At 70.4% G+C, this 20716-nt stretch carries 19 protein-coding genes; 9 read left to right on the top strand and 10 right to left on the bottom strand.

Going from position 1 to position 20716, the window contains the following annotated elements:
* Positions 1-14: 14 nt before the first annotated feature.
* Complete coding sequence (locus tag VF202_07860) at positions 15-1328, bottom strand: APC family permease (GenBank protein HEX7040008.1); 1314 nt, start codon at positions 1326-1328, stop codon at positions 15-17.
* Positions 1329-1500: 172 nt separating this feature from the next.
* On the opposite strand from VF202_07860, the gene VF202_07855 reads away from it, so the two are divergent.
* The 6 genes from VF202_07855 to VF202_07830 all read left to right on the top strand — a co-directional run bounded on the left by VF202_07855 (position 1501) and on the right by VF202_07830 (position 7238).
* Positions 1501-2793: an extracellular solute-binding protein gene (locus VF202_07855; GenBank protein HEX7040007.1), complete on the top strand. Its 1293-nt coding sequence runs from the start codon at positions 1501-1503 to the stop codon at positions 2791-2793.
* A 72-nt stretch (positions 2794-2865) separates the two neighbouring features.
* Complete coding sequence (locus VF202_07850; protein HEX7040006.1) at positions 2866-3750, top strand: sugar ABC transporter permease; 885 nt, start codon at positions 2866-2868, stop codon at positions 3748-3750.
* Positions 3751-3773: 23 nt separating this feature from the next.
* Positions 3774-4604: a carbohydrate ABC transporter permease gene (locus tag VF202_07845; GenBank protein ID HEX7040005.1), complete on the top strand. Its 831-nt coding sequence runs from the start codon at positions 3774-3776 to the stop codon at positions 4602-4604.
* On the top strand, positions 4601-5653 hold the full coding sequence (locus VF202_07840) for an ROK family protein (protein HEX7040004.1): 1053 nt from the start codon (positions 4601-4603) through the stop codon (positions 5651-5653). Before VF202_07845 ends, VF202_07840 begins: the two co-directional genes overlap by 4 nt.
* On the top strand, positions 5650-6450 hold the full coding sequence (locus tag VF202_07835; protein ID HEX7040003.1) for a GntR family transcriptional regulator: 801 nt from the start codon (positions 5650-5652) through the stop codon (positions 6448-6450). The genes VF202_07840 and VF202_07835 overlap by 4 nt, the downstream gene beginning before the upstream one ends.
* Before the next feature lie 8 nt (positions 6451-6458).
* Positions 6459-7238 carry an SIS domain-containing protein gene (locus VF202_07830; protein ID HEX7040002.1) on the top strand — a complete coding sequence of 260 codons (780 nt, stop codon included), beginning with the start codon at positions 6459-6461 and terminating at the stop codon, positions 7236-7238.
* A gap of 44 nt (positions 7239-7282) precedes the next feature.
* Here the strand turns inward: VF202_07830 and VF202_07825 are convergent, their stop codons facing one another.
* On the bottom strand, positions 7283-8332 hold the full coding sequence (locus VF202_07825; protein ID HEX7040001.1) for a hypothetical protein: 1050 nt from the start codon (positions 8330-8332) through the stop codon (positions 7283-7285).
* The gene (locus tag VF202_07820; GenBank protein HEX7040000.1) at positions 8332-9354 is read right to left on the bottom strand and encodes an NAD(P)-dependent oxidoreductase; all 1023 of its coding nucleotides are present in this window, start codon (positions 9352-9354) and stop codon (positions 8332-8334) included. Before VF202_07820 ends, VF202_07825 begins: the two co-directional genes overlap by 1 nt.
* Before the next feature lie 216 nt (positions 9355-9570).
* Here VF202_07820 and VF202_07815 point away from each other — a divergent pair, with 216 nt between their 5' ends.
* The 3 genes from VF202_07815 to VF202_07805 all read left to right on the top strand — a co-directional run bounded on the left by VF202_07815 (position 9571) and on the right by VF202_07805 (position 12993).
* Entirely contained in the window at positions 9571-11076 is a 1506-nt protein-coding gene (locus tag VF202_07815; GenBank protein HEX7039999.1) for an ABC transporter substrate-binding protein, read from the top strand.
* A gap of 88 nt (positions 11077-11164) precedes the next feature.
* Entirely contained in the window at positions 11165-12115 is a 951-nt protein-coding gene (locus tag VF202_07810) for an ABC transporter permease (protein ID HEX7039998.1), read from the top strand.
* Positions 12112-12993 carry an ABC transporter permease gene (locus tag VF202_07805; GenBank protein HEX7039997.1) on the top strand — a complete coding sequence of 294 codons (882 nt, stop codon included), beginning with the start codon at positions 12112-12114 and terminating at the stop codon, positions 12991-12993. Before VF202_07810 ends, VF202_07805 begins: the two co-directional genes overlap by 4 nt.
* A gap of 90 nt (positions 12994-13083) precedes the next feature.
* Here the strand turns inward: VF202_07805 and VF202_07800 are convergent, their stop codons facing one another.
* The 7 genes from VF202_07800 to VF202_07770 all read right to left on the bottom strand — a co-directional run bounded on the left by VF202_07800 (position 13084) and on the right by VF202_07770 (position 20714).
* Positions 13084-14076 carry a GntR family transcriptional regulator gene (locus VF202_07800; GenBank protein HEX7039996.1) on the bottom strand — a complete coding sequence of 331 codons (993 nt, stop codon included), beginning with the start codon at positions 14074-14076 and terminating at the stop codon, positions 13084-13086.
* Complete coding sequence (locus tag VF202_07795; GenBank protein ID HEX7039995.1) at positions 14073-15068, bottom strand: MBL fold metallo-hydrolase; 996 nt, start codon at positions 15066-15068, stop codon at positions 14073-14075. The genes VF202_07800 and VF202_07795 overlap by 4 nt, the downstream gene beginning before the upstream one ends.
* Positions 15069-15073: 5 nt before the next feature.
* Positions 15074-16765 (bottom strand): amidase, encoded by a 1692-nt coding sequence (locus VF202_07790; protein HEX7039994.1) that lies wholly within the window; start codon positions 16763-16765, stop codon positions 15074-15076.
* Positions 16762-17751 carry an oligopeptide/dipeptide ABC transporter ATP-binding protein gene (locus VF202_07785; GenBank protein HEX7039993.1) on the bottom strand — a complete coding sequence of 330 codons (990 nt, stop codon included), beginning with the start codon at positions 17749-17751 and terminating at the stop codon, positions 16762-16764. Before VF202_07785 ends, VF202_07790 begins: the two co-directional genes overlap by 4 nt.
* Positions 17751-18734 carry an ABC transporter ATP-binding protein gene (locus VF202_07780; protein HEX7039992.1) on the bottom strand — a complete coding sequence of 328 codons (984 nt, stop codon included), beginning with the start codon at positions 18732-18734 and terminating at the stop codon, positions 17751-17753. Before VF202_07780 ends, VF202_07785 begins: the two co-directional genes overlap by 1 nt.
* A gap of 116 nt (positions 18735-18850) precedes the next feature.
* On the bottom strand, positions 18851-19684 hold the full coding sequence (locus tag VF202_07775; GenBank protein HEX7039991.1) for an ABC transporter permease: 834 nt from the start codon (positions 19682-19684) through the stop codon (positions 18851-18853).
* A gap of 61 nt (positions 19685-19745) precedes the next feature.
* Positions 19746-20714, bottom strand: a complete 969-nt coding sequence (locus VF202_07770; GenBank protein ID HEX7039990.1) for an ABC transporter permease — start codon at positions 20712-20714, stop codon at positions 19746-19748.
* Positions 20715-20716 lie beyond the last annotated feature (2 nt).

The raw sequence follows: 20716 nt of genomic DNA, 5'->3' as shown, positions 1-20716 counted from the left end.
CGGCGTGGCCGCCGTCAGGTCGAGTTGCGTCCCGCGCCTCTGACGAGCGCCCTCAGCAGCACGGCGCCGCCGAGCAGGCCCACGCCCACGAGCCACACGCGCGCCTCCACGAAGAACGCCAGGCCGAGGCAGCCGACGAGACCCAGCCACGCCGCGGCGCGCGGGAACGTCCGCGCGGCTGGGGGCAGCGCCAGGGCCGCGAGGTTCGTGACCGCGTAGTAGACGAGCACCGTGAACGCGCTGAACGACCAGGTCGTGCGCACGTCGCCCAGGAGGGCCAGCAGCGCCACCGCCGCGCCCACCGCGACCACCGCCGCAGTGGGCGTCGTCCCGCCGGCGTCGAGGCGGCCGAACGCTCGCGGGGCGTCGCCGCGGCGGCCCATCGCCAGCAGCACGCGCGAGAGGCCGAGGACCAGGTTGAGCGCCACGCCGAGCATCGCCGTCACGGCGCCGACGGCCACGACCCGCGCGACCAAGGGGGAGCCGAAGGAGCGCGCGGCCAGCTCCAGGGGCGCCGCTCGTCCCTCGACCCGCGCCAGGCCGTCGGCCCCGACAGACCCCACGCCCACGAGGCCGACGAGCCCGTAGAGGACCATCACGACGACGAGGGCCGTGACGATGGCCCGCGGGATCGTCCGGCGCGGCTCCACGACCTCCTCGCCGAGCGTCGCGATGCGTCCGTAGCCGGTGAACGCCACGAACATCAGCGCCGAGGCCCTGAGCAGGGCGACGAGCGGCGAGGTGCCTGGCTCCGGGTCGAGGAACGGCACGAGGTTGACGGCGCCGTTCGCCGCGGCCGCGGGCGCGCCCGCCACCACGAAGGCGAGGAGGCTCAGCAGCGTGGCCGAGACGATGGCCACGTTCACGGCGTTCGAGCGCCGGATGCCCGCCAGCACCACGGCCGTGAGCGCTGCCACCGCCGCCACGGCCAGCGGCACGCTCCAGCCCGCCGGCGCGCCCAGCAGGCCGAGCAGGTAGCCGGCGAACCCCAGCGCCGCCGTCGCGGCCGACGCGCTCTTCGCCAGCAGGAACGTCACGCCCGCCAGGAAGCCGAGCCACGGGCGTAGGTACCTGTAGCCGTACTCGTAGGTGCCGCCGGAGACGGGGTGGTCGGCGGCGAGCTGGGCGCTCGAGAGGCCGTTGCACGAGGCCAGCGCCGCGCCGATGACGATGGCCAGCAGCACCGCGGGCCCGGCCACGCCGGCGGCGACGCCGAGCGAGACGAACACGCCCGTCCCGACGATCGAGCCGAGGCCCAGCAGGACGGCGCCGAAGACGCCCAGCTCGCGGCGCAGGCGCCTCGGCTCGGTACGGGTCTCCTGGGCCACAGCCGAGGGTACGACGTGGCGAGGCGCCGGGCGCGTGGAGCGGCCCGGGCCGCCCACACGCTCCCTATGGCGAGCGGTCCGGCTCGTCCCAGCGCTCCGGACGGTTGCGGACTTTGTTACATCAATATAACATCACAGCGAACAGCAAGCTCGCGACACTGGAGGTGCGCCGATGACGAAGCTCGTCCCAAGGCCCGTCCGCTGGCTGCTGGCGGCACTGGTCTCCGCCGGCGTGGGCGGGGCGTTCGCGCAGGAGCTGACGTACCTGACGCACTGGCCGCCCGAGACGGTGGCGCTGCTCGAGGAGGCGATAGGCCGCTACGAGGCCGAGAACCCCGGCGTGACCATCGAGGTGCGCGCCGTGCCGTTCGGCAACCTCCTGTCGACGCTGCGCTCGCAGGCGGCCAGCCCCAGCGGCCCGACGATCGCCGGCATCTACGAGCTGTGGCTCCCCGAGCTCGTCGCGAACGGCGTGGCCGCGCCCATACCCGAGGAGCTGGCGGCCGACGTCACCGACAACTGGCCAGCCGGGCTGGTCGGCAGCGTCAGCGTCGACGGCACCGTCTACGGCTACCCCAACGAGGTGAACCTCTACGCCCTGAACTACAACACGCGACTCTTCGCGGAGGCCGGGCTGGAGGGACCGCCCACCACCTGGGAGGAGCTCGAGGAGTACGCCGCCGCGCTGACCAAGAAGGACGGGAACGTCACGGTCCAGCAGGGCTTCGGCATCATCAACTCCTGGGACTCGGGCGTCGTGCATCCCTGGCTGTCCCTCGTCTACTCGAACGGCGGGGCGCTCATCCGCGACGGCGAGGCCGTGCTCGACGAGCCCGCCGCCCTGGAGGCCGCGCAGCTCTACGAGCGGCTCATCGCGGCGGGGTACACCGACCCCTCGATGGCCACGGCCAACGCCAGCACCACCGGCCCGTACCTCCAGCACTTCGCCAACGGCCAGACCGCGATGATCATCATGGCCAACTGGTGGCAGAGCGCCCTGCGGGACTCGATGGGAGAGGCGTTCGACGACATCGCCACGGCGCCCATCCCCGTCGGCCCCAACGGCGACGGACCGCATCCCGTCTCCTACGCCTGGCTCACGATCGTGAACGCCAACGCCTCGGAGGAGCAGCGCGCCGCCGCCTGGGACTTCCTCGCCTGGCTGAACGGCCCCGACAGCGGCCAGGACGGCTCGAGCGCGATGGGCGACATACTCATGTCGATGGGCATCCTGCCGAGCCGCACCAGCGACGTCGAGGCTCACCAGGACGCGCTGGCCACGCCCTTCCTCGAGGGCTACGTCTCCCAGCTCGGGAACGCGGTCCCCTTCCCCACCCTGATCGGCGGCGCCGAGGCCACGGTCGCGGTGCAGCAGGCCCTCGAGGCCATGGAGGTCGGACAGCTCACCGCCGAGGAGGCGATGCAGCAGGCCGACAGGGACGTCCAGGCGATCCTCGACCGCTGAGGTGAACTACGCGCCGGCCGGGCACGACCCGCGAGGACCGCGCCCGGCCGGTTGCCGTGTGATGGGGCCGTCATGCTGACGCGAGCGTCGACCGCGACGTGGGCGCTGCTGGCGCCGGGGCTGGGGCTGCTGCTGGCCTTCGTCGTGGCGCCGGTCTTCCTCACGGCGTGGATCAGCCTCAACGAGTGGTCGATGTACACGCCGCTCTCGGGCATGACGTTCGTGGGCCTCGAGAACTTCGCGAGCCTCTTCGGCGACCGCGTCTTCAACGCCGCCCTGCGCAACACGCTCGCCTACGCGGGCCTGTGCCTCGTCCTGATACTGCCGCTGTCGTTCCTGCTCGGCCAGTTCCTCTACCGCGGCCTCACGCGCGGGCGGGCGGCGCTGCGGTCGGTCCTGTTCGTCCCTTACATGATCCCCACGATCGCGGTGGCGATCATCTGGGGCTACCTCTACTCCCCGCTCTACGGTCCCCTCAACCAGGTCCTCGGTGCGTTCGGCGTGCCGCGTCAGGCGTGGCTCGGCTCCGTCGACACCGCGCTCCCCTCGCTGGTCATCTTCAACGTCTGGCAGACGCTTGGCTACTACACGGTCCTCGTCATCGCCGGGCTGACGCAGATCCCCGACGTCTACTACGAGGCGGCCGTGATCGACGGGGCCAACGCACTGCAGCGCACGCTCCACGTCACGCTGCCGCTGTTGAGGCGCACCCTGCTCTTCGTCGTCGTCATCGCGCTCATCAACACGGTGCAGGTGTTCGAGCCCGTCTACGTGCTCACCCAGGGCGGGCCGGCGAACGCCACGAACGTGCTGTCGTTCCAGGTCTACCGCTCGGCGTTCGAGTTCGGGCAGGCGGGCAGGGCCAGCGCGATGGCCTTCGTGCTGTTCCTGGTCCTGGTGGCGGCCGTCGGGGCCGTGATGCGCCTGTTGCGCGGCTCCCCGGAGGAAGGACCGTGACCGCGTCGGCCGCAGGAGGGCGGGTGGCCGGGCGCCGCGTCGCGGCCGCGCTCAGCGTGGCCCTGGCCGTGCTCATCGCCGTCGTCATGCTGTTCCCGCTGTTCTGGATGCTCGCCTCCAGCCTCAAGACGCCGCAGGAGCTCCAGGCGTCCCCGCCGGTCTGGCTGCCGGCGGCGCCGAGCCTCGAGGCCTACGAGGAGGCGTTCAGGGTGGTGGACTACGCGCGGGCCTTCCTGAACAGCCTGCTCATCGCCGGCGGCACGACGCTCGGCATCCTCCTGACCAGCCTGATGGCGGGCTACGTGTTCGCCAAGCACCGCTTCCGCGGGCGGGACTTCCTCTTCAACCTCGTCCTCGCCACGATGTTCCTGCCGCCGATCGTGACGCTCGTGCCCCTGTTCAGGATCGTCGAGTCTCTCGGGCTCGTCGACACCTACCTCGGCGCGATGCTCCCCTACCTCGCTAACGCCTTCGGGATCTTCCTGATGCGCCAGTTCATCGCGGGCATCCCCAACGAGCTGCTGGAGTCGGCCCGCATCGACGGGGCGTCGGAGTGGACGATCCTCTGGCGCGTCGTGGCGCCGCTGCTGGGCCCGGCGATCGCCAGCCTCCTGGTGTTCGCCTTCGTGTTCCACTGGAACTCGTTCCTGTGGCCGCTCACGGTGCTGCAGAGCGAGCGCATGCACACCGTCGTGCTCGCGCTCAACCGGCTCGTGTCGTACACCAGCGCCGTGCGCTTCCAGAACGTGGTCATGGCGGGCGCGGCCGTCGCGATCGTCCCGAGCGTGGTGCTCTTCCTGCTGCTGCAGCGCTTCTTCATCGCCGGCGTGGCGACCACGGGGGTGAAGGGGTGACGCGGCGCCGCCCGCACGCGCACGCGGGGCCGGCGAGCGAGCCGCCGCGGCCGCCGCTCCGGCCACGCTACGTCGGCGTCGACGTGGGCGGGACGAACGTGCGCGTCGCCGTCTGGTCGGGCGCTGACGCCAGCCCCGCGCTCGCGTCCGCCGCCGCGCTGCCCGGCGGCCTCGGCTCCCTCGTCGAGCTCGTCGCCGCGGCGGCAGCGCCCCCGGTGGCGGCCGTCGCGGTCGGGGTGCCCGGCCGGGTCGCCGGCGGCGTCGCCGCCTGGGTCCCGAACGTGCCCTACCTGGAGGGGCGCGACGTCGCCGGCGAGCTGAGCGCGCGGCTTCGCGCCCCGGTGGCGCTCGCGAACGACGGCCACATGGCCCTGCTGGGCGAGGCGCGCTTCGGGGCGGCGCGAGGGGTGAGGGACGCGCTGCTCGTGACCGTCGGGACCGGCATAGGCGGGGCGATCATGCGCTCGGGGCGGCTCGTGCGCGGCGCGAACGGCACGGCGGGCTCGTTCGGTTGGCTCTCCTGCGGGGCGCCGCCCCGGAGCGCGGCGGACGACGCGTCGTCCGCCCGACGGGCCGAAGACGCGGCGACCGCGAGCGCGCCAGCGAAGGCGCCACGCCGCGCCGCCGACGATGCCTCACCCCCGGCCGCCGAGCCGCCGCAGGTCGGCCCGTGGGAGGCGACGGCCTCCGGCCTCGCGCTGGAGAGGCGCGCCTCCCGGCTGAGGCGGCCCGTCGGCGCCCACGAGCTCGAGGCGGCCGCCGCGGCGGGGGACGGCGAGGCCGCGGCGGTCATCGACGGGTTCGTCGCCGAGTTCGGCGCCGGCCTCGCCTCGCTGGCGTCGCTCTTCGACCCTCAGGTCATCGTGGTCAGCGGCGGCGTGGCCGACCTGGTGGCCGAGCTGCTGCCGCGACTCCGCGCGGTCTACGCCGTCACGGCGTCGCCCTCGGTGCGGGACACGCCGGTCCGCGTGGCCGAGCTGGGCCGGGCGGCGGGGGCGTTCGGGGCCGCCGTCTACGCGAAGGAGGGAGACGAGGTGTACCTGCCGTGACGCGTGAGCCCACGGTCGACAGGGCCAGGCCGGAGCCGCTCTACCACCAGCTCGAGACGCTCCTCCGCCGGCAGATCCTCGCCGGCAGGTGGGCGGCCGGCGAGCGCATCCCCACCGAGGAGCAGCTGGTGGAGGCGTACGGCGTGAGCCGGGTGACGGTGAGGCAGGCGCTCCGCAACCTCGTGCTCGACGGCTACCTGGAGCGCGGGCCGGGGCGCGGCACCTTCGTGCGCAAGCCGACCCTCACGGCCGGCGAGCGCGGCCTGACGTCGTTCACGCAGGACATGGGCGCGCTGGGGCTGCGCGCGGGGGCGCGCCTCGTGCAGGGCGGCGTGGTGCCCGCGCCCAGGCCCGTCGCGAGCCGCCTGGGCGTCCCGAACGGCCAGCCGCTCTACCTGCTCAAGCGCCTGCGCACCGGCGACGGCCAGCCCATAGGCGTGCAGACGACCTACCTCGTCGAGGAGCGCTTCCCCGACCTGCTCGCCGTGCTGCCGGAGGACGCCTCGCTCTACGAGACCCTGCGGAGCAGGTACGGCCTGGAGATCGAGGAGGCGCACGAGACGTTCTCGGTCACGGCCATAGGGAGGGCCGACGCGGCCCTGCTCGGCGTCGCGCCCAACGACTGCGGCTTCTACGTCGAGCGCGTGGCCATCGCGGCGGGCGAGGCCTTCGAGTTCACGGCGTCGATCATGCGCGGCGACCGCTACCGCATCCGCTGGGTCCTCAAGGGCGAGGCGGCGGGACCCAAGAGCGCCGAGGCGCGACCGGCTCGCGGGGCGCGGCGCCAGCGCGGCTAAGGAGAGCTATGAGCCAGTTCCTGGAGAGACTCACCGCCATACTGCAGGAGACGGCGCGGTCGCAGGACGCCGCCCTGGACGAGGCCGCGACGCGCATGGCCGAGGCGCTGGCGTCCCGCCACCTCGTCCACCTGTTCGGCAGCGGGCACTCGGTGCTGCCCACGCAGGACGCCTTCCCCCGCTACGGCGGCTACGTCGGGCTCCATCCCCTCACCGACCCGCGCGTGATGTGGCACGACGTCCTCGGCTCCGGCGGCGTCCGCGAGCTGCTGTGGCTCGAGCGGACCGAGGGCTACATCGAGCGCTTCCTCTCCCACGAGCCCATACGCCGCGGCGACGTTCTCGTGGCGATCTCCCACGGCGGACGCAACTCGGCCGCGATCGAGGCGTCGATGTACTGCCGCGAGCGCGGGGTGACGGTCGTGGCGATCACCGCGAAGGCGAACCTCTCGCGGCCGCCTGAGCACAGCTCGGGCAAGCGGCTGGCCGAGGTGGCCGACGTCGTCATCGACACCGGCGTCCCCGTGGAGGACGCCCTCGTGGCGGTGGAGGGCTGGCGCCGCCCCGTGGGCGGGGCGTCGACGATCGTTGCCATGGCCCTCGTCCAGGAGCTCAACGTCAGGGCGGCCCTGAAGCTGGCGGAGAGGGGCATCGAGCTGCCCACGTTCGTGTCGCCGACGGTGCCCGGCGCGTCCCTCGCCTCGAACGACGAGGTGTTCGACGCGCACGAGGACCTCATGCTCGAGGCGCGCCGCGAGGCGCTGGCGGAGCGCCGGCGCGGGAGCTAGCGGTCCCGGGTCGTCCGCAGGGCGCTCGTCGCGCGGGGGGTCCGTCAGGCCAGCCACTCCGCCAGGTGCGCCCTCACGAAGGCGTCGTCGGTGAGGTCGGGGTGCTCGCGGTAGACGCGCTCGATCTCCTGGGCCTGGCCGGGCGAGAGGCCCTCGTCCGGGTCGAGGCACCAGGTGCCCTCGAGCAGTCCCTGGCGCCTCAGCACCTCGTGTACGCCGGCGATCACCCCGGCGAAGCGGTTCGCGGCGTCGAAGACGGCGGCGTTGGCGTCGGTCCAGCGCGCGGCGCGCGCGAGCAGCTCGGCGGGCACGCTGTCCCCCTCGCGCACGCGCTTCACCTCCTCGAGCAGCTCCACGGCCACGCGCGTCCACACGGCCCACTGACCGAGGAGGCCGCCCACGATGCGCTTCTCCACGACGCGTCCGTCGACGACGACGCGGTACGGCGTGAGCAGGTCGACGACGATGTTGTCGTCGTTCCCGGTGTAGAGCGCCACCTCGTGCGCCCGCGACGAGGCCGCCACGGCGCGCACGACGTCCAGCGTCGCGTACCTGTCGAACGGCGCCACCTTGATCGCCACCAGGCCGGGCAGCTCGGCGAGGTCGCGCCAGAACGCGTGCGAGAGGCGCCTACCGCCCACGGCCGTCTGCAGGTAGAAGCCCATGACGGGCAGGACCCGCGACACCTCCTCGGCGTGCCTCACCAGGTCGGCCTCGCTCGAGTGGTCGAGGCCCTTGAGGCTCAGCAGGGCGACGTCGTAGCCGAGGGACGCCGCGAGCTCGGCCTCCCGCAGGGCCTGCTCCCGGGCGCCGAGGACGCCGGCGACCTTCACGAACGGCCTGCCACGCACCGCCTCGTCCGCGGTCGCGGCGGCGAGGCGCAGCACCGGCTCGAGGAGCCCCGCGTCCCGTATCGCGAACTGGGTCGTGTGCACCCCCACGGCCACGCCGCCCGCGCCCGCCGCGGCGTAGTAGCGCGTCAGCGCCCGCTGCCTCCTCTCGTCGAGCCGCCTCGCGGCGTCCAGCGCCAGCGGGTGGGCCGGGATGACCGTGCCCTCCCTCAGCAGCGCGGCCTTGCCGTCGCTCAACGCCATCAGAACTCGCCCGTCCGCACCTGGAACTTCGTGGGCTTGCCGAGGGTCTCGCCGTCCCCGGCGACCCAGTCGGCCACCCAGTCGACCATCGTGTTCAGCGCGACGCGCGGGTAGCCGAACAGCGCGTGGGCCCGCGAGGCGTCGTTGAGGAGCGCGCTGCCCTGCTCCTCGCCGGCGAACACGGGCTCCCTGCCCAGGCGCTCGCCCAGGCGCAGGGCGAGCCGGCGCACCGAGGCGGTCTCGGGCCCGGTGACGTTGATGACCCGCGGCGGCGAGTCGCAGTGCAGCAGCGCGCGCAGGGCGACCTCGTTGGCGTCGCCCTGCCAGATCACGTTCACGTGGCCCATCGAGACGTCCACCGGCCGACCGTCGCGCACGGCCAGCGCGATGTCCACGAGCACGCCGTAGCGCATCTCGACGGCGTAGTTCAGCCTCAGCAGCGCGACCTGGGTGCCGTGCTGCAGCGAGAAGTGGTGGAACAGGCGCTCGCGCCCGAGGACCGACCAGGCGTACTCGCCCACCGGTCCTACGGGGTCGTCCTCGGTGGGCGCGCCGGAGGTCAGCGGGGTCAGCGGGTAGACGTTGCCGCTCGAGAACGCCACGATGCGCGCGTCCCTGAAGCGCTCGGCCACGCGGCCGGGCAGGTAGGTGTTCATCGCCCAGGTGCGGTGCTCCTGGCCGGTCGTGCCGAACTTCATGGCCGCCATGTAGACGACGTTCGGCGCGTCCGGCAGGGCGGCGAGCTGCGCCTCGTCCAACAGGTCGGCCCTCACGACCCTCACGCCGGCGCCCTCCAGGCGGCGGGCCACGGCCTCGTCGGAGAACCGCGAGACGGCGGTGACCGCGGCGCGCCTGCCGGCGGCGTCGAGCGCGTTCCGCGCCAGCATCGCCAGGCTGGGACCCATCTTGCCGCCGGCGCCGAGGACGAGCAGGTCGCCCTCGACCCTTCGCATGTCCTCCACGAGCCGCGGCGAGGGCTCCGCCAGCTTCGCCTCTAGCTCCGCGACGGAAGCGAACGACATCTCTCTCCTCCTAGCAGCCCGGCCGAGGGGCTCGACGGTGCCGGCCTCCTTAAGCCCGGCACCGTATCACCGGCGGGGGAGTGCTCGTCGAGCGGTCAGGTGGTCTCCTAGTGGTATCTTCCTGGCACGCAACTCATCGGCGCTTGGGCCTGGTCTCCGGGGTGGCACATGCGCCAGCGGCTCGGCGGGGGCGGGCCGGCGAAGGGAAGGTCGGGCATGGCAAGAGCAAGACGTCTAGCCACCTCACTCCTGTTGGCGGTCGCGCTGCTGGGCGGCGCCGCCGGCGCTCAGGGCGTCCTCGAGATCGCCACGGACACGGCGCCCGTGGGCCTCGACCCCCACAAGGTGACGGCCTTCTCCTCGTTCGTCGTCATCGGGCAGATCTACGACGGCCTCGTCGAGCTGAACGCCGACCTCGCCGTGGAGCCGGCGCTCGCCGAGTCCTGGACCGTGTCGGACGACGGCCTCACCTACGTCGTGAAGCTCCGCGAGGGCGTGCGCTTCCACAACGGCCGCACGATGACCGCCGACGACGTCGTCTACTCGTACGAGCGCATCGTCGACCCCGACACCGCCTCGCCCCAGGCGAGCCGCTTCAGCGCGGTCGCGTCCGCCGTCGCCACCGGCCAGTACGAGGTCACGTTCACGCTCTCGCAGCCTTTCGCGCCGTTCGTCAGCAACCTCGCGAACCTCTACGTGGTGCCGCACGAGGTCGTCGAGGAGTTCGGCGACCTGCAGCAGCACGCCGTGGGCACCGGTCCGTTCATGCTCGACGAGATCGTGCCAGACACGTACGTCAGCCTGGTCAAGAACCCGGACTACTACCGCGAGGGCCAGCCGGTCCTCGACGGCCTGCGCTACAACATCGTCCCCGAGGCCTCGACGCGCGCCGCCGGCATGAGGACCGGCGCCTACCAGCTCATCCCCGACGTCGACCCCGCGACCGCCGAGACGCTCCGCGGCGTGCCGGGCGTCGAGCTGCTGGGCGTGCAGGACCTCGCCTACACGCTGCTGGGCCTCAACGTCTCGCGCGAGCCGTTCGACGACCCGCGCGTGCGCATGGCCATCAACTACGCGATCGACCGCGCCGAGATCGTCGACGCCGTGTACTTCGGCAACGCCGTCCCCGGCGGCCCCTTGAGCCCCGGCCTCACGGAGTGGGCGCTCGACACCGGCGAGTTCCCCTGTTACGCGACGGACCTCGACATGGCCCGCCAGCTCCTGGCAGAGGCCGGCTACCCCGACGGCTTCGAGACCGAGATCCTCACCTTCGGGACGATCCAGGTGGTGACCGACACCGCCCAGGTGCTGCAGGCCCAGCTCGCCGAGATCGGCATCGACGCGAACGTGAACGTGGCCGAGTTCGGCCAGTTCGTGCAGGACTGGACGAACTCGAACTTCGACATGTTCGTCTCGCTCAACGGCGGCAGCTCCGACCCCGACGGCTACCTGCACCGCACCTTCATCACCGGCGGCTCGACCAACGTCTTCGAGTACTCCGATCCCGAGGTGGACGAGTGGCTCGAGGCCGGCCGCACGACCACGGACCAGGCCGCCCGCTACGAGATCTACGCCGACCTCCAGCGCAAGCTGGCCTGCGAGGGCCCGATCGTGCACATCGCGTACGGCACGCTGTTCACGGCGATCGCCGACGAGGTCGAGGGCTTCCAGCAGATGCCGACCCGCGGCCTGCGGTACCTGCGCGAGGCCTCGCTCGAGTAGGGCGCTAGCGCCGCACTCTCCGACCCCTCTCGGCCGCTAGCGTGTCGGGAGGGGTCGGAACGTCTGGCCCGGAGATGATGGACGCGACATGACCCAGTACGTCCTGAGGCGCCTCGGCGACCTCCTGTTCGTCCTGTTCGGGGTGTCGGTCCTGATCTTCCTGATGATCAGGTTCATCCCCGGCGACGCGGTCGCCATCATGCTGGGCGCCAACACCGACATCACGCCCGACCGCGTCCAGAACCTGCGCGAGCAGCTCGGCCTGCACCTGCCCATGCACGTGCAGTACTGGAACTGGCTCGAGGGGGTCCTGCGCGGCGACCTCGGCCGGAGCATCTGGACCGGCACGCCCGTCAGCCGCGAGATCGCCTCGCGCCTGCCCGTGACCCTGGAGATCACGGGGCTCGCGCTCCTGCTCGCGATCGTGCTGGCGTTCCCGCTCGGCGTGATCGCGGCCCGGGCGCGCGGGACGATGGGCGACGTGGCCGTGAGGGTGCTGGCGATCGTGGGCCTCACGGTGCCGTCGTTCTGGGTCGGGGTCATGCTCCTCTACCTCTTCTCCGTGCGGTTCCCGTCGTGGCCGTCCATCGGCTACGTGCCGTTCGCTCAGGACCCGTGGGGCAACCTGTCGCGCATGCTCCTGCCGGTGCTGGCGGTGAGCCTGCCGATGGTCGCCGGCCTCACGCGCATCCTGAGGTCGAGCCTGCTCGAGGTGCTGGGCAGCGACTTCGTGCGCACCGCGCGGTCGAAGGGCGCCACCGAGCGCACCGTGCTCTACAAGCACGCCATGCGCAACGCGCTCATACCCGTCGTCACCGTCATCGGGGTCCAGGTGGGCTACCTCCTCTCCGGCGTCGTGGTCATCGAGCAGGTGTTCGCCATACCCGGCGTGGGACGCCTTGTCATCGGCGCCATCAACGAGCGCAACTACCCGCTCATCCAGGGCATCATCCTCGTGGTCACCGCCGTCTTCGTGTTCGTGAACCTCCTCGTCGACCTGGCCTACGCCTGGATCGACCCCAGGGTGGAGTACGCGTGAGCGCCAGCACGGCCGGCCTGAGCGCGCGCGCCGCCCCCGCCGGCAGGCGCGGCTTCCTCGCCCGCCTGGCCCGCAACCCGGTGGGCTTCATCGGGTTCGTCCTGGCCTCGATCGTGGTGCTCGCCGCCCTCTTCGGCCCCCTCCTCTCGCCGTACGACCCGGTGGCCCAGAGCATCCGCGACCGCTTCCAGGGCCCCAGCGCCGCGCACCTCCTGGGCACCGACAACTTCGGCAGGGACACGCTATCGAGGATCCTCCACGGCTACAGGACCTCGATAGGCGTGAGCCTAGGGGCCGTGGGCTTGGCTACCGTCATGGGCGGGCTCATCGGCCTGCTGGCGGCGTACTTCGGCGGCTGGGTGGACCGCCTGCTGATGCGCCTCATGGACATCCTGCTGGCGTTCCCCATCATCCTCCTGGCCATCGCGATCCTGGCGGTGCTGGGCCCGGGCAGCTTCAACACGGGCCTGGCCATCGGCATCGTCTACACGCCGATCTTCGCGCGCCTCGCCCGCGGGCCCGCCCTGACCGTCCTGAACTGGGACTACGTCTCCGCCGCGCGCGCCCTCGGCTCCTCGCCCGCGCGCATCCTCGCCAGGCACGTCACGCCCAACATCCTGGCGCCGCTCATGGTGCAGGTGACGCTGTCGCTGTCGACCGCCGTCCTCGTGGAGGCCAGCCTGAGCTTCCTCGGACTGGGCACGCAGCCACCCACGCCGTCGCTGGGGCTGATGCTCTCCGAGAGCCGCAACACCATGCTCCTCTCGCCGTGGGTGTCGGTCTTCTCCGGCCTCGCCATCCTGCTGGCATCACTGGGCTTCAACCTCTTCGGCGACGGCCTGCGCGACCTCCTCGACCCGACGCTGCGGGACGCGTAAAGGAGACGTGGAGCGCGAGGCACGCCCTCGTGCTTGCCGCTTCGCGGCGACTGGCCGCACCGAACTAACGACCGGCGACTCGGCACTAGTTCAGTTCTCGGCGAGGAACTTCACGAACCGGTCCAGCGAGTCCTTCCTGACCTCGAACCGTAGCTCGAGGGCGCGGGTACTGCCCAAGGCCACATGCTCCATGACCTCTTGGACGCCCAGCGTGTGAACACATACGTCCACGCCCGTCAACGCGGCCGAGATCGCAGCAGGGTCCAGGTCGCGGACGATCTCAATGCGATCAGTCGGGATGTACTGCGCCAGCGTCGCGAACACGCTCGGACGGTAGAACTCCTCCGCCACGAAAGCCACGCGCACCCCTTCCCTCTCTGAGAGGGACTCGAGCTCGTGCAGGGTGTCAAGGGATAGCTGCGTGAGGATCAGCGAGATCGGGATACCGAACGGAGCCATGATCTCGCGCACTAACTGGTGCAGGCTCAGAAGCGTGACGCACCTGTCAGCCCTTTCGATGGCGGCCAGTGCATCGGGGGTCCCGGCCTGGATGTCACGAACGAGCAGCGCCTGGATCTCATACCGGTCATCGAGCGCGCCCCGCAAGACGCCCACGTACTTCTGGGCCACGGGCCGAGCCGCCGCCACGACGATCAGGTTCCTCGTCGTCGGCTCTTCAAGCCGGCGCCGGACTGCCTCGAGGATGTCGCGGGGCTCGAAGCGCATGTTCAAAAGCGGCGTGATGGCCTCATCGACGGCGCGAGCGATGGCCTCTTTCGTACGCACCCTGGCCTCGTTCTCGATGTCGCGAGTGTCCGCGACGACGGTGCCGTGCCCCGACACCGTCTCGAGCAGGCCCTCTGCCTTGAGGAGCTGATAGGCGCGTGCGATGGTCGCCGGCGTGACCTCGGCCAACTTCGCCATCTCGCGCACGCTGGGGACCCTGCTCATGGAAGGCACCTCGTTCGTGGCGATGCGGTGCCGGATTGCGTTCGCGATCTGTTGGTAGAGGGGCGTAGACGCCCTGCGATCGATCCTGAACGGGCTCCAGTTCGGGGTCCCGTTCCCCTCCCGTACCGTCATGGCGCCCCCTCGCCTCGTCGGTGCGCCCCAGGCTCGGCCACGCGACCCAGCCGGCCGGGAGCCTCCAACCGCAGACCGTCCGGGCTCACCGATATGGCAAGTCCGTCGACTGCCATTCTGAAGGTCCCGGCGAAGGAGCGTGCTACGAGCTCGGGGTAACGGTCCAAGACTTCAGGGCGGTCCCTGGCCGGAGTGACGTGCGTGCCGACGACCGCCTTCACGCCCGCCGCTGCGGCGACTCGGCCCAGGCCCTCCGGATCTGTGTGGATCCCGCCTCGCTCGTAGGTACCGTCGCGACTCGGGATCGTGCAGTCGTGGACGAGTAGGTCTGCTCCGCGCGCGAACCTGGCGATGGCCTCGCTGGGCCCCGTATCGCCAGTCACCACGACACTGCCGGCCGGCGTGGTCACGCGGTAGGCGACGGAGATCAGATGCGGTTGAACGTGGTCGGGCGCGAACGACGCCTCGAGGCGCCATCCCGGCTCGTCGACCACGAACCCATCGCTCGGGATCTCGATGATGTCGGCGTCCGGCGGAACGAGTGGCATACCAAGGCGCTGAAAGAACAGCTGTCTGCTGTGGGCCCCTTGCACGCGCGCATCGATATCGGGCCTGAAGGCCCCGGTCTCGCCGAACAGGCCATGCCAGAGGTGTCGAGCCCCTGGCGGCCCGAATATCCGCCACCTGGACCTTCCTGTCGCAACCCAGGTCGAGAGTACAAGGTCGGGTAGCCCGACGGTATGGTCGCTGTGGTAGTGCGTGAACACCAAGTGGGTGATGGAAGCGGGCTCGATCCCGACGCGGAACAGACCGTCGAGCACGTTGCGACCCGTGTCGAAGAGGATCGTCGCCCCGTCCGTAGTCACCACCACGGCAGGTCCGTTGCGCCTTGGAGCATCGGCCGACTTAGCGATCCCTCCACCGGTTCCGACCAGAAGTGCCGTCAGGGGGGCGCCCCGGACCTCCGATGGTTGAGCATGGCCATCGGTCACGCCGCTCACCTGGGGCCGGGACCGGCGCCGCCCGCTCCGACTTCGAGGGTTGGCGACGCCAGCGGCGCCTGGTGCACGGAGGGCTCGAGTCTTCCGGAAGACGCCTCGACAGCGAGCCGTAGGACTTCGCGGAACTGATACAGATCGCTGATGAGGGGTTCGCGGTCTTCGGGCAGGAGCGGTATCTCCAGTCGACGCAACCCGTTCTCCAGGTCTCGTACGAGCACTTCTCTGTCGCGGGAAGGTATCGGACCCACCGGAGTCTCGAAGAGACGCTGTTCGCCCTTGACCTTGGGTGCCTCGGCCGCGACGGCCGGGAGTCGCTTGTGGAAACCTGTTGTGGCCTCGAAGGCAGCTGCCACACGGATGACGGTCGCCTCATCGAAGGGACGGCCGTTCACTTGCAGCGCCAGTGGCAGGCCGTCGGGAGAGAAGCCGCAGGGTAGTGACAGGGATGGAGTTCCAGTGAGGTTCGTCAGCCTCGTTTGCAAGCCAACCGGCACCTGGGTCTCATCGACTGTCAGGGCTGGCCGCGCGCTCGTGGGCCACACGAGCACGTCTACTCTCTCGAGCGCGACGGCGAGTCCATGCCGCACTAGCTGTCTCAATCTCTGTGCCTCGAGGTACTCGGGTCCGCTGATCGCGGCGCCGAGAAGCAGCCTCCGGCGGGTCGACGCCGAGTAGTCGTAGGGACGAGATCGAAGCCATCCCGCATGTACCAAGGTGGCCTCGGGCAGCATCACGCCTTTCTGCGCCGCGGCCGTGAGCGAGGCTTCCGGCAGGTCGATGGCGGTGACCGAGGCGCCCAGGTCCCGGAGCACTTCCAGCGCTTCATCGAACGCCGACCGAACCGCCGCATCTATCGCGGCGCCGAACAGGTCGCGGGGCACGCCGATGCGCACGCCTCGCAGACCTGCGGTGGACGGATCGCCGCCGCGGGCCGAACCGCCGACGGTGCCTGCGACGGACGGCATGGCAGAGCCCGGGTCGGCCGCGTCGTGGCCGGCGATCGCCGCCAGCAAGAGACCGACGTCGCGCACGCGCCTGCCCATGGGGCCAACGTGGTCGAGCGACCACGACAGCGGTAGCACTCCAGCGCGACTGACGAGACCGTAGGTGGGCTTGAGGCCCACGACACCGCAGAAGGAGGCCGGTGACCGGATCGAGCCTCCCGTGTCGGTGCCCGTGGCGCCGAAGGCCAGACCGGCCGCCAGAGCCGACCCGGAGCCCGCGCTCGAACCCGCGGTGATACGGCCCGTGTCCCACGGGTTCACCGGGACACCGAAGACTTCGGTAGCGCCACAAGCGAACTCGTAGGTGTTCAGCTTCCCCAGCAGTATCGTTCCGGCTTCTGCCAGACGCCGCACGACCGTGGCGTCGTCATCGGGCACGTGGTCCAGCAGGACTCGGGAGTGAGCCGTGGTCCGCACGCCTTTCGTGGCGACCACGTCCTTGTGCGCGATGGGGATCCCATGTAGGGGCCCGCGGTGACGACCGGCCAGGATCTCCCGTTCTGCCTGACGTGCCTCGTCCATCGCACGCTCTGGCAGGACGGTGATGTACGAGTGCAGTATCGGGTCGAGACGCTCGATCCGCTCCAGGACCGCGGCGGTGACCTCCACTGGGGAGACCTGGCGCCGCTCGATTAGCGGCGCGAGCTCGCTTATGGATAGGTCTGGCAGCTCCGTGCCCGTCAAGAGTCGCCTCGCACCTTCCAACAGCGCACGGCGTGATCGGAGTGCGACCTCAGTGAGCGAAGCTCCTGCTCCTCCACCTTGCACCTGTCCTCAGCCAGAGGGCAGCGAGGAGCGAGGCTGCAACCGCGAGCGGGCCGCTCCAAGGTAGCGGCCGACAGCGTCAGTCGGTCTGCCCCTCCAAGGAGCGTGTCGCCGAGCGTGGGGACGGCGGCCAGCAGCGCCTTCAGGTACGGGTGGCTGGGCGAGCTCATCAGGACCTCAGCCGGACCGGCCTCGACGATCTTGCCGAAGTACATGACTCCTAGCCTGTCCGCGACCGCGGACAGCGTGCTTATGTCATGAGAGATCATCAGTATCGCCATGTTCTGGGTGCGCTTGAGGTCATCGAGCAGCCTCAACACTCCCGCCCTTACGGACAAGTCGAGCATGGACACGGGCTCGTCGGCGATGAGAATCGCTGGGTCGACCGTCAACGCGCGCGCTATGCACACGCGCTGAAGCTGCCCGCCCGAGAGCTCATGAGGGAACCTGGAGGCGAAGTCGCTGGCTGAAGGCAGGCCCACGCGCTCGAGAGCCCAAGTCACACGCCTCCGCCGCTCGGGACCGCCCACCCCGGCCACCGCCAACGGCTCCTCCACGATCTCGGACACCTTGAAGCGCGGGTTGACGCTCTCGAAGGGGTTCTGGAACACGACCTGCACTTGCCTGCGTAGCTCTCGCCACTGTTTGCGCGGCATGCCAGGCTCCAGAGCGACGTCGCCCACATGGATGCTCCCGGATGTGGGCCACTGGAGCCCGGCCATGATCTCCGCCAGCGTGCTCTTGCCGGACCCGCTCTCGCCGAGGAGCCCGTACAGCTCGCCGCGTCGCAACGCAATGCTCACGTCGTCCACGGCTCGCAGCACCGACCCGCGGACGCCGCGCCTCCTGAACTGCTTCTGGACGGAGCTGACGCGCATCACCACGTCCGCCTGACCTTGGTTCATTATGGGTTCCCCGCTTCGCGGGCCCGGGCGGACCGGAGGCGGTCCGCTACGCGGCCCCAGGTCTCGGCGCGAGAGGCGTCCTCGCGGAAGGCCGGCGACCGCTCCACGTAGTGGCAGGCGGCTTCCTGGCCGTCTCCAACGGAGCGCAAGGCGGGCATCTCCTCCAAGCACAGCTCGGTCGCGAACGGACACCGTTCGGCGAAGGGACATCCCCGCGGCGGATGTCGGAGGTCGGGAGTGGCACCGGGGATGGAGACCAGCTGGGCTGCGCCGCGGGACTCGGGGACGGCGTAGAGGAGTCCCATCGTGAACGGGTGCGCCGGCCCGGAGAAGACGCGATCGGCCGGGCCGCGCTCCACGAGCTTGCCCGCGTACATCACCAGGACGTCGTCGCACACCTCTTTCACGACCCCGAGGTCGTGGCTCACGTATAGGAAGCTCGTGGAGGACTGCTCCCGCACGCGCTTGAACTCCTTCAAGACCTCGAGCTGTGTCAGCACGTCGAGCGCCGTCGTGGGCTCGTCCACGACGACCAACACCGGCTCCAACACCAGTGCCATGGCGATGAGCACGCGCTGCCTCATCCCTCCCGACAACTGGTGCGGGTACGCCGAGGCGACGGTGCCGTCCAATCCGACCTTCGCCAGCGCGTTCGCGACGGTCCGCGCAGCCTCCTTCTTCGACACGCCACGATGCACCCTCATCGGCTCGGCCATCTGGTCACCGACCCTGAAGACGGGGTTCAGCGCGCTGAGGGCGTTCTGCGGGATGTAGGAGAGGCGAGTCCAGCGCAGGCGCCTGAACTCCTGCGGGTCAAGGGCCAACAGGTCACGGCCCTCGAGGAGCATGTCGCCCGCCACGACGTCCGCGTTCGGCGGCAATAGCCTCAGCAACGTCTTCGCCACGGTGGTCTTCCCGCAGCCTGACTCGCCCACGAGACCGACGGTGCGGTCACGAGGGACGTCGAAGCTGACGTCGTCCACGGCGCGTGCCACAGCACCGTCTCCGACCCGATAGCGCACGGAGAGACCACGCACCCTCAGGAGCGTTCCCGGGAGACCGGCCGGCTCCGACGAGGTCGAGATCGCGGGTGCCCCGCTCATGCACGGCTCCTGAGTCGGGGGTTCACCACGTCCTCGTAGCCTCGCCTAACCAGATAGACGGACAGCACCAACAGAGTGATCATCAGCCCGGGGGGCACGACCCACCACCACGCGCCCCTGGTGGCGCCAGAGGCGAACGCGTACTGCAGCATCCGGCCCCAACTGAGGACGCTGGGGTCACCGAAGCCGAGGAAGCTCAGGCTGGCCTCGGTGGTGACGGCCGCCTGCACGCCTACGGCGCCGTATAGGGTGGCCAACGGCAGGACATTGGGGAGCAGGTGTCGAACGATGATCCTCACGTCAGAGCTGCCAGCCGCACGGGCCGCCTTGATATACGGCCGTTCGCGCAGGGCCATGGTCTGGGCCCGGATGACCCGCGCCGAGGACCTCCAGAACAGGAGGGCTATGGCGAGCACCACGCTGGTGAGCGACGGTCGACTGACCGCTACCACGACGACCACGAACGGGATCGTGGGGACGACGAACGCGGCATCGGTCAACCGCATCAGGACCACGTCGATCCAGCCCCCGAAGTAACCGGCACAGAGGCCGATGAGGGTGCCGATGACCACCACCAGCAGCGCTGCGACGAAACCGACCAGCACGGCGACGCGGGCGCCCACGAGGAGCTGGCTGAGCACGTCGCGGCCGGTAGCCTCGGTGCCGAGCCAGTGCTGAGCCGACGGTGGTTCCAGTCGCTTCGCGATCCCTACCTCGTTGACCTGCACCTCCCGCGGGTCGTATGGCGCCAGCGCTGGCCCGAAGATTGCCAGCAGCAGGAAGCCAAGTAGCAGCACCGCGCCGATCGGTGCCAAGCGATCCTGCTTCAAGCGGGAGACTTCACGACCTATGGGCCGCCAGGCGGTACTCAAGTAGCGACGCATAAGCACTTCAGTTGGTCCTGATCCGTGGGTCCAGGTAGCCGTAGAGGAGGTCGGCGATCATGTTGAAGCCGATCACGGTGATGGAGAGCAGGAAGAAGCTGCTTTGGGCCATGACGAAGTCCTGTCGCGCTACTGAAGCCACGATCTCGCGGCCCAGCCCGGGCCAGGAGAAGACGGTCTCCACCAGCACCTGTCCGCCTATGGCGGTCCCCAAGTAGACCGCCGCGGAGGTGGCGACCGGGATCAGAGCGTTGCGGGTCGCATGCCACAACTCGCGCCACCTCGGCAGCCCCTTGGCCCGGACGACCTCCATGAACGGCTCGCCGGTCATCTCGAGGATGCCGTCACGCACCAACAGCATCGGCACGACCATGTGGCTAACGCCGAGGACCATCGCCGGCAGCGCCAGGTGGCGCAGAGCATCGGGGTCGAAGTACTTCGAGAAGAACCCGGCCGCCTCGTAGCCTGGAGTGCGAAAGCCGGACGTCGGGAACCATCCCAAACCGATCCCGAATATCGAGACGGCGAGGATCGCGAACCAGAAGGTCGGCATGCTGCGAACGAAGAGGACCCCGAGGTTGGTGATGGCCTCGAAGCGGCTTCCTCTCGTGGCGGCCCAGATCACGCCCCCGACGATTCCGACGCCGTAGGAGATGATGAAGGATGCGAGCGCGAGGATCAGCGTCGCTGCGAGCTTCTCCCCGATGATCAGGCTCACGGACGCCCGGTACCACAGGGACCTACCTAGGTCTCCAGTGGCCAGGTCCGACATGTACTGCAGGTACTGGAGAGCCACGGGCCTGTCGAGCCCGAGGCTCTCCCGCACCAGTTGCCGCGCTTCTTCAGGCAGGTTGGGATCGACGAGAAAGGATGCCGGGTCTCCCGGCATGAGCCGGAAGACCACGAACAGGACCGTGAGGATGATCCAGACGGTGATGAGCGCCTGGACCAAACGTTCGCCGACGAACCTGAGCAAGC

It is taken from the genome of Trueperaceae bacterium (genome assembly GCA_036381035.1).
GTDB lineage: Bacteria > Deinococcota > Deinococci > Deinococcales > Trueperaceae > DASRWD01.
The sequence above is the reverse complement of the archived record's forward strand: the minus strand, read 5'-3'. Positions and strand labels throughout refer to the sequence as shown.

What these genes read in the sequence shown, in the direction of transcription:
- VF202_07855 (HEX7040007.1), top strand. Translation starts at nt 1,501, where the DNA reads ATGACGAAGCTCGTCCCAAGGCCCGTCCGCTGGCTGCTGGCGGCACTG.
- VF202_07850 (HEX7040006.1), top strand. Translation starts at nt 2,866, where the DNA reads ATGCTGACGCGAGCGTCGACCGCGACGTGGGCGCTGCTGGCGCCGGGG.
- VF202_07830 (HEX7040002.1), top strand. Translation starts at nt 6,459, where the DNA reads ATGAGCCAGTTCCTGGAGAGACTCACCGCCATACTGCAGGAGACGGCG.
- VF202_07825 (HEX7040001.1), bottom strand. Translation starts at nt 8,332, where the DNA reads ATGGCGTTGAGCGACGGCAAGGCCGCGCTGCTGAGGGAGGGCACGGTC.
- VF202_07820 (HEX7040000.1), bottom strand. Translation starts at nt 9,354, where the DNA reads ATGTCGTTCGCTTCCGTCGCGGAGCTAGAGGCGAAGCTGGCGGAGCCC.
- VF202_07815 (HEX7039999.1), top strand. Translation starts at nt 9,571, where the DNA reads ATGGCAAGAGCAAGACGTCTAGCCACCTCACTCCTGTTGGCGGTCGCG.
- VF202_07810 (HEX7039998.1), top strand. Translation starts at nt 11,165, where the DNA reads ATGACCCAGTACGTCCTGAGGCGCCTCGGCGACCTCCTGTTCGTCCTG.
- VF202_07800 (HEX7039996.1), bottom strand. Translation starts at nt 14,076, where the DNA reads ATGACGGTACGGGAGGGGAACGGGACCCCGAACTGGAGCCCGTTCAGG.
- VF202_07785 (HEX7039993.1), bottom strand. Translation starts at nt 17,751, where the DNA reads ATGAACCAAGGTCAGGCGGACGTGGTGATGCGCGTCAGCTCCGTCCAG.